This window comes from Limosilactobacillus reuteri subsp. simiae, from assembly GCF_020784875.1.
Taxonomy (GTDB): Bacteria; Bacillota; Bacilli; order Lactobacillales; family Lactobacillaceae; genus Limosilactobacillus; species Limosilactobacillus reuteri_H.
This window is the reverse complement of the sequence record NZ_JAJGUI010000109.1, coordinates 34,976-43,838: the sequence shown is the minus strand read 5'-3', so window position 1 is coordinate 43,838 and position 8,863 is coordinate 34,976. Positions and strand designations below refer to the sequence as shown.

The window sequence follows — 8,863 nt, the reverse complement described above, 5'->3', positions numbered from 1 at the left end:
TCTATAATTATAATCCAATACAAATTCTTTTAAATTATTTTTTTATCATCCTACTAATTTAAAGGCCAACAGAATTTATACTTGGCATTGTTAAGAGCAAAATTAATAAAAAAACGAATGGTCGCTTTACGCTTAATCCCATCCGCTACCACAATACATCAGTCATTGCTTTTCGTTGTTTCTTTCGGTTGCTTCTTTGCAAATAAGTGATACACAAGCCGTGCAACCAGTGCTTGTAAAACAATCGTGACTATGCTTTGTGCAAGTTTTCTTTCCCATTTCATAATTTTAGCTCCCTTACTCAAACGATGCCTCGTGTTTAAATCTAAAACTTTTATTACTTTAATTATACGCGCTTCTTATTAATTTGTTTAATAGAACTATTTATTCAAATGTTGGATAAAATTATTAATTTTCATAATAATCTTTAATTCACCAATATAAGTGCACAATAAAGCCCCTTTCATTCGAGTGTTACGAATAAAAGGGGCTTAAAATTACCACAATATCATCTTTTAGCTAATTATAATTTTATTATTAATTTTCAAGATAATTTAAGGGCTTATCAACATTAACCTTTGTTCCTTGATATTTTTTAGCAATCCATTGTTGAATTTGCTTATTATGGTAAAGCTTAACTAACTTCTTATATTCCTTGTTATCACGATTTTTCTTAGCAGTTGCTAAAACATTAATGTTGTTCTTCGTGCTTTGATCAACTTGTTCATGATAAATAGAATCTTTCAACACATTTAAATGACCAGTTAACGCAATCGTATTACCGATTAATACTAAGTCAGTTGACTTTAATACTCGTGGTCCGGTGGTATCGTCAATTTCTTTAAATTGAAGGTTCTTTGGATTAGCCGCAATCTCATTGGTTCCACTGGTTGCCCCAAAGCCCGGCTTCAATTTTATCAAACCTGCACTTTGTAAGAGCAAGAGGCCACGCGCCGTGTTTGCTGGATTATTAGCGATTGCAACGGTGGCACCATCTGGAATGTCTTTAACACTCTTATACTTATCTGAATATAAGCCCATTGGTTCTAAGTAGGTAGTTCCAATCGCCGCTAACTGTTCCTTCTTATTTTCCTTATTATAAGCTTGCAGATATGACCATGACTGGAAAGCATTAACGTCAATTTCACCACTAGCAGTCGCCCGGTTTAAGGCTACGGGATCAGTAAAGCTCTTGACCTTAATCTTCAAACCTTCATCTTTAGCCTGCTTACTGTTTGCAATGTGTTGCCAAACTTGGACATCTGGGCCAATCGTTCCAACAGTAATCTCATCGTTGCGAGTAAAACCACCATTAGCGCCCACACTAAGTCCAGCCGCAACTAAAATCACTACTACAATACCAACAATCCACCAACCGGTATGCTTTTTCTTTCTCATCATAACTACCCCTTTACTTTTGTTTTCGCTATTCGTCATAACTAATCGCAATAGCCAACGGGATCCGACATGTCGTTATTCTCGAGAAATCCTTAGTCAGCGTTTACCAAAATTATTATTAGTCAACCACGTGGCGTTCAAATGGCTTATCTGAAATACCTTCATCAAGAATCTTCTTTGACCATTCCTTCGCAGAGAATAATGAATGATCACGGTAGTTACCGCAAGATTCAATAGTTGTTCCTTGAACATCTTCCCACTTAGTCTTGTAAGCAATTTCTTCAAGCGAGGACTTCAAAGCCTTGGCAACTTCAGTAGTTGAGTGTTCACCCCATGTAATTAAGTGGAAACCAGTCCGGCAACCAAATGGAGAGCAATCAATTACGCCATCTAAACGGTCACGAAGCAAGCCAGCAAGCAAGTGTTCAATCGTATGCAAACCAGCAGTTGGAATTGCATTTTCATTTGGTTGAACTAACCGTAAATCATAGTTACTAATCTTGTCTCCCTTTGCCCCTTCTTCAACGGTAATTAAACGAACGTAAGGTGCCTTAACCTTTGTGTGATCTAATGTAAAACTTTCAACTTTAGCCATAATAGAACTCTCCTTTTCTGCCTGATGAGGATGAATCTTGGAACTAAAAAATCCCTAGGAACGGCAATCTAACCAATTCCTAGGGACGTTTAATATTCATTAACGTGATACCACCCTAATTTAGCCTTATCTCACAATAAGACCCGCAAGAAGTACATAAAAATACTCCAGCACGGTAACGGGTGCTAATCGCTTACTGCTAACACGTATGCTCACAGCATCAGTCTGCTCCAAGACCATCTTCATTATTCGTCACCATACTAGTTCTCATCTTTCCTAGCTCTCTGTAATGGCATTAAATAATTACTCATCTTTTCTAAGCAATCTCTAATTTAATTGTAATTATAATATCCTTATCCTTACTAATTGTCAACACCTATTTCAAAATTATTCATGATATAACATTCTTAACGTTTTAGCATCATTTTTAGTTATTCCGTTTTTGATATTTCTTGGGATCATCACACTATGCTCATATTCTGGAGCGTGAGCCAATCCAAGTGCATGTCCCAGTTCATGTTGAGCAACCTCACTTCGAAATTCTTTATTAGTATAATCTAACTGATTAGGGTCCAAAGTTGAGGTTGCCTTATGCAAGGTATTCGTAGTCGGGTCATATTCAGTCCGAGTTGAGCCGAGTTCAGATGTTGTATAGCCAACACCAGTGTTTCCCGTATTATTTCGTGCTAGATCACCATCGGCCGCAATAATATTGGCCTTATCTTCGTTCTTAGTCCAGCGGATATGAACTGCTTTCGTCTTATTCCACTTTTTGACCGCATCACGAAAAGCCCATTTTAACTTTGGATCAGCAGTTTCCATATAAATAGTAATATTCTTTTTCTTCCACTTAAAACCTTCAAGCGGTGTCGGTGTGTTTTCCGGGATTCTTAGCCGGTCTGCATTTGGTCGTTGGCCGCCATTAGAAAACTGAAAATCATTACTATCAGAAGAATCCTGGCTAAAAAATGATGACTGGAAGGGTTGGGAAGGCGCATCTGCATCAGCTAGGACATGATAATCGCCAATTCCGATCATGCCAGCGACTAAGAGTGCTACTAAAAATCGGCGCATTTAATCATCCCCATTCCATAAAGTTAGAAATGACAACACGGTTCGAGGCGTTCCTGCCAGAAACTGACAATCCAGTTCTGAGAGAAAAAGCCGATCACCGTTCCAATATTAAAAGCAAAGATTGCATGATTTTTAAGAGAACATAACAAGATAATGATAACGGGCAAGACGATATTAAAGTATTTCGTAAATTTAAGACTGGCGCGGCGTTTTAGGTAGACCGTTAACTTATCGTGTGGATGAAAACAACAATCACACTGCTGGTAAAGGGCATACCCGGCAAAGGCAATCACTAAGCCGAGCAGGTCAAAACCGAAACGCAGGAAAATGTTCATTGTATCAATTCCCCAAAAACGCCATAAGTTCGCAAAGAGTTGCATTAAAATACTGTACGGAACTAAAAACGTTAATTCCCAGCCAAATTCTTTAGGAACAAATTCGCCAACTAAAAGAATATTCAGGCCAATGACAAATAGTCCTTCTGTAAAAATCGTCTCTGTCATGTTCCAGCCCATCATATGCATAATATTGACGATTGAGGCTGGCCAGGGCATACTCCCTAAATTTGTTACAATCGTCATTGAATGACCAATTGAGTTTAAGACAATCGCCAGTGCCAGAAATACATACCGACGCATTTTTATCATCCCGTTTACGCTTATTCTCTATCACAGTATTTTAGCACGCTTATTGATTTTATGCGTTTATCTTGCCCTGAATTTTTGTAAGTACGCAAAGAGGCTGAGAAAAAACTTTTGTTTTTTCAACAGCCTCGTTTTATAGGAATATTGTTACGATATCGTATTGTTTCAATCAGTTTTAAACATTAATCGCGTTCAAAGCCATCCATAATAATGTAAGACTTGATTGCTTCACGCTTATCCATTGCTTCATAAGCTTCTTGAATTTGGTCAAGGTCGAAACTCTTAGTAAAGACCTTACCAGGGTTAATGTCACCATCAAGAACAGCCTTCAACAATACGTCCTTGTCGTAAGTAGTTACTGATGCTGGACCACCGCCGACAATAGTGTTGTTGTAGAATGGCAACGTCATGTCCATCTTTGGCGTATGAGGTAATCCAACTCGACCAACAATGGCACCTGGACGGCCAACCTTCATGGCAGTATCAGTAGATTGTTCAGTACCTACACATTCAAGAACGGCATCAGCACCGGCACCGTTAGTGAGTTCCATGATCTTTTGAACCGCTTCGTCACCACGTTCAGCAACATTATCAGTAGCACCAAATTCCTTGGCAAGAGCTTGACGATCAGCATGACGACTAGTAGAAATGATCTTCTTAGCGCCCCGCATCTTAGCAGCAATGATCGCGCAAAGACCAACAGCACCATCCCCCATTACAACAACCGTATCGCCATCGCTAACATTGGCAACTCGTGCAGCGTGGTAACCAGTAGCCATAACGTCGGCAAGGGTTAAGAGAGACTTAAGCATTCCTTCGCTGTAGTCACTTGGCTTGCCTGGAACTTTAACAAGCGCCCATTGACCATGTTGGAACCGAACGTATTGAGCTTGAACACCAGAGCTAAAGTTATCACTGTGACTTTGGCAAGAGCCATCAAAGCCCGCACGACAAGCAGCACAGTGCCCACATCCATGAGTAAATGGAGCAATCACAAAGTCACCAGGTTTGACAGTAGTGATATCTTCACCAACTTCTTCAACAATTCCAATTGCTTCATGACCAGAGTTTTCAGAATCTTTTTCAACTGAATTAATTCCCCGGAAGTTCCATAAATCAGAACCACAAACACAGGTCCGCACTACCTTAATAATCACGTCATCAGGTTTTTCAATTGTTGGCCGATCGACATCAACAATCTTCATTTGACCTGCTTTTTCAAAAATTGCTTTTTTCATTGAAATTGCCTCCTTTATTCTAAAAATAGTTTAAAACTATCTAATTTCAAAATCCAATATTTAAATTTTATTCTTTTCCATTCATTTTTTGAATATCTATCTCTATCCAATTTTATCATTTTATACTATAAAAAATTTTATAACGTGTTAATATAGAAGTGATAAATAAAGTTATTAGTATGGTCTTAGCTTTACTTATCACTTTCTTTTTTTAGGGAGTGGGGTCACTAGCTGGCGATTTAGATGCATCGTTGAGCGCACAGTAATAATCTTTGCGTTGCTTGATGACGCCATTCTTTTCAAAAAGGATTCGTTGTTTTCTAGATAGAATATTCATTAATACACAGTTACAAAACAATCTCTATTTAGAGACAGCTTTTCCAATAACAATCCCACCATGACGTCAGATGGTGGGATTGTTTCTTTTATTATTATTGATTTGCAATTCGTTCAAAATTACTTTCTAGATCCGTATTAGTTGTTGGATGGCAATCTGGATCACCATTATTCGATTGGTCAACTAACACAACCGGCTTGCCATTATGGAAGGCAAAAAAGTACGTAATTCGGTTCGGTAGTGGCGGTTCCGTCCCATCATGATTATAAATAGCAACAACATTATATTCATAATCACCCTTGCCTGATGGTGCCCAGCCAATCAAACCAGACTGTCCTTCCACTAATTCTTTACTCAAGCCGTCTGGATAGGTTATTCCTGTTGAAACCTTCAATTCATTTTGACCATCATATTGTTCATAGGATTGATGCATTGTTGGGCCCCATTTTTGCATAAATGATGCCAACTGCTCATTCTTTTGATTATTCCATAATGAACTATCGTGATGCGACTCACTACTGCTTGTATTATTAGTAGTGGTAGTACTTTGATTGCTGCTAGCTTCTGAATTAGTCTTTGCGGTATTGCTACTGCTTTGCGTGTTTTGGTTGCCACAACCAGCCAAGGCAACGCTTAAGCCAGCGATCGCAAGAACTCCTATTAATTTTTTCAATTTTATCCTCCCGAAACGTAAATAAAGACCAGAAAGAATGCTTCCCTATCCTTTCCAGTCTAGCTATTAATCCTCAACTTTTTTAGCGTCGTTCATTGCCTTCATGATAGAAGGATTCTTTGAATGACAATCTTTGATCATTTGGATATCTTCTTCGCTTAATTCAACAGTGTATTTAGCCATGATCTTCCCTCGCTTTACTTAAAAAATTACACCCTTACTATATCACATCACAGGAGACGTGTCTGGCTTAATCAGTAAATTAAGATCATTAATTGACATTCAACGGAGATTTGCTAAGATTGAATTAAATTGCATAAACGGGGAGCTTGCAGACAGGCTGAGAGGGGACTATGCGTCTCGACCCAATGAACCTGATTTGGATAATGCCAACGTAGGAAGGATTAATAAAGAACGACCAGGATCAAAGTGATTACTGGTCGCTTTTTACTTTGCACTATCTTAATCAAATTAAATATAAGGATGGTGGAATTATGCAACGACAGACAACAATTACCGAAAACAGCATGATTTGGTGTGGCGCTGGAATTTCAATTGCTGAAATCCTAACCGGTACTTACTTGGCTCCTCTTGGTTTTACAAAAGGGATTGCCGTAATTATCATCGGTCACATTATCGGCTGTTTTTTGCTCTTTTTAGTTGGAATTATCGGCGGTCAGCAACGTCTTAGTTCAATGAATGCTGCGAAAATTAGCTTTGGACAAAATGGTAGTAAATTTTTTGCCTTATTGAACGTTCTCCAACTGATCGGCTGGACTGGAATCATGATTTATGACGGTGCATTAGCAGCCAATGGGGTCTGGCACCTTAATCAGGCATTATGGGTCATTTTAATCGGCGCCCTGATCATTTGCTGGCTGCTCGTTGGGGTTCGGCACCTTTATTATCTTAATCTTGTAACCATCTCGACGTTAGTAATTTTAAGCGGCCTCCTATGCGCAGCAATTTTTACCCACCATTCTGCTAGTTCGCCAACTGGTACATTGTCATGGGCTCAGGGGATGGAGTTAGTTATCGCCATGCCATTATCGTGGTTGCCACTTATTAGCGATTACACCAGCGTTGCTCAACGACCCGTGCCAACCAGCGGGGTTAGTGCAATTGTCTATGGCCTGACTAGTTGTTGGATGGCTTTCATCGGTTTAGGAGCCGCCCTCCTTACTCATGACATCAATATTGCCACTATTATTTTGCGGGCCGGATTGGGAATTGCCGGTTTATTTATCATTATTTTTTCCACAATCACAACAACATTCATGGACGCTTATTCTGCCGGTGTTTCTTCAAAAACGATTTTCAGTAAATGGTCAGGAACAATGGCCGCAATTGGTGCAACAATTCTAGGAACAATTAGTGCATTGATTTTCCCCATGGATAACTTCAGTAATTTTCTTTACCTTATTGGTTCTGTCTTTGCCCCAATGATTGCAATTCAAATTACAGATTACTTCATTTTGAAAGTAGATTATCGTAAACAAAATTGTCAATGGACTAACCTAATTCTCTGGTTGATTGGTTTTATCATCTATCGAATTCTGCTAAATTATTCATTTCCGCTCGGCAGTACCGTTACCACAATCATTATCATCATCGCAATGACCTGGGGCACACAGCAAGTTCGCAATTTGGTCAAAGTGAAATAATTATAGTTTTCCTGCTAAGTAATGGTATTATTAATGCAATTACAAGGAAGGAATTACTTTTATGAAAAAAATAGTTGCTAAACAAGTATCAATGCTTGAACTCTTCTATGATTTAATTTTTGTTTATGCGATCTCTCGAATAACAATGATGATTCATCATCCAATCGATGGTCGCTTGCCGCCAAGAATATATGTTGAATTTATCATTGTCGTTATCTTCGTTTTACAAATTTGGCTTTATCAGACAGTCTATATTAATCGCTTTGGAACAAGTCGGGCCGTCGATACGGTTGGCTTATTGATCAGTATGTTTGCCGCCATTTATTTAGCTAATAATATTAATACTGAATGGCGGTTAACATTTCATGCATTCAATCTTTCGGCAGCACTAACAACTATTAACTTAATCTTTCAATATTTATTTGGCTCTAGCACTCATTTTAAACGAGATCATGATCTCCAAGGATTTATTATTGCGCTTGGTTTGGAATTTATTCTTCTTGTAACCGGGCTGATTATTGGTTATCAGTATGGTATCTATCTCTGCGTTGCCGGTGGTTTAATCGGCTTTTTAATGCCCTTAGTGATGTACCGCATGTTTAGGCCGGAACAAGTCAACTTTCCCCACCTCGTAGAACGCCTAAGTTTAATAATTATCATTACGTTCGGAGAAACACTTGTTAACATTACCCATTACTTTAAGGGCGCTATCTATTCACCATTAGCAATCGCAATCTTTCTAGGAGTAGCTGCCCTATTTGGCGTCTATACATTGCTAGTAGAACGCTTCTTAAATCATCATCAGCATACACGAGGCTTTATTGCGATGTACACTCATGTAGTAATGATTATTAGCCTACTCTCGATTACGGCTGGAATTATCTATATGGCTGATGAAGAAGTATCACGTTTGTTTCTTAGTTGCTTCGTCGCATCTAACCTCATCGTCTTCTACCTTTGTCTCTGGCTTTATAGTTTTTATAATCGCCGCCATTTACGCTTTAATGGTCGAGATCTCACGGTAATGGCGCTTGTCCTTCTACTAGGATCGCTTGGCATTATTTTATGTTGCGAAAATAACTTAAGTTTGATGAGCGCATTTTCATTAACCAATGTGATCGAATTCGGCTTGCTGGAATGGAAGGTGCAAAGAAAAAAGCCCTCTAAGGAGCCTCACAACAACTATTCATCACATAATTAGTTTTCATCCATATTTATATTCCATTTATCCTAATAACCA

The 8,863-nt window shown here is 38.7% G+C and carries 9 protein-coding genes, 1 riboswitch and 1 other annotated feature; of the genes, 2 read left to right on the top strand and 7 right to left on the bottom strand.

The genetic code is table 11. The features are described 5' to 3' along the window. Positions 1–158 precede the first annotated feature (158 nt). The 7 genes from LMC10_RS10500 to LMC10_RS07300 form a co-directional block, all read right to left on the bottom strand. Complete coding sequence (locus LMC10_RS10500; RefSeq protein WP_255316920.1) at positions 159–284, bottom strand: hypothetical protein; 126 nt, start codon at positions 282–284, stop codon at positions 159–161. 253 nt (positions 285–537) lie between these two features. Beyond that, positions 538–1,401 (bottom strand): MetQ/NlpA family ABC transporter substrate-binding protein, encoded by an 864-nt coding sequence (locus tag LMC10_RS07325; protein WP_229269350.1) that lies wholly within the window; start codon positions 1,399–1,401, stop codon positions 538–540. A gap of 115 nt (positions 1,402–1,516) precedes the next feature. Then, positions 1,517–1,993 carry an S-ribosylhomocysteine lyase gene (locus LMC10_RS07320; protein WP_003664767.1) on the bottom strand — a complete coding sequence of 159 codons (477 nt, stop codon included), beginning with the start codon at positions 1,991–1,993 and terminating at the stop codon, positions 1,517–1,519. 78 nt (positions 1,994–2,071) lie between these two features. Further along, positions 2,072–2,321, bottom strand: a binding site (T-box leader). Between the two features lie 59 nt (positions 2,322–2,380). Beyond that, a complete protein-coding gene (locus tag LMC10_RS07315; RefSeq protein WP_229269349.1) occupies positions 2,381–3,067 on the bottom strand; it encodes a matrixin family metalloprotease in 687 nt (228 codons plus the stop codon). Between the two features lie 23 nt (positions 3,068–3,090). Next, positions 3,091–3,705: a DUF6198 family protein gene (locus LMC10_RS07310; RefSeq protein ID WP_011953550.1), complete on the bottom strand. Its 615-nt coding sequence runs from the start codon at positions 3,703–3,705 to the stop codon at positions 3,091–3,093. 188 nt (positions 3,706–3,893) lie between these two features. Then, positions 3,894–4,949, bottom strand: coding sequence for a zinc-dependent alcohol dehydrogenase family protein (locus tag LMC10_RS07305; RefSeq protein WP_229269348.1), 1,056 nt, complete (start codon positions 4,947–4,949; stop codon positions 3,894–3,896). A gap of 431 nt (positions 4,950–5,380) precedes the next feature. Beyond that, complete coding sequence (locus tag LMC10_RS07300) at positions 5,381–5,959, bottom strand: DUF4767 domain-containing protein (RefSeq protein WP_229269347.1); 579 nt, start codon at positions 5,957–5,959, stop codon at positions 5,381–5,383. A 312-nt stretch (positions 5,960–6,271) separates the two neighbouring features. Next, positions 6,272–6,378: riboswitch (TPP riboswitch) on the top strand. Positions 6,379–6,453: 75 nt separating this feature from the next. On the opposite strand from LMC10_RS07300, the gene cytX reads away from it, so the two are divergent. Both cytX and LMC10_RS07290 read left to right on the top strand, forming a co-directional pair. Continuing rightward, entirely contained in the window at positions 6,454–7,623 is a 1,170-nt protein-coding gene (cytX, locus tag LMC10_RS07295) for a putative hydroxymethylpyrimidine transporter CytX (protein ID WP_229269346.1), read from the top strand. 61 nt (positions 7,624–7,684) lie between these two features. Then, entirely contained in the window at positions 7,685–8,824 is a 1,140-nt protein-coding gene (locus LMC10_RS07290; protein WP_229269345.1) for a low temperature requirement protein A, read from the top strand. Positions 8,825–8,863: the final 39 nt, after the last annotated feature.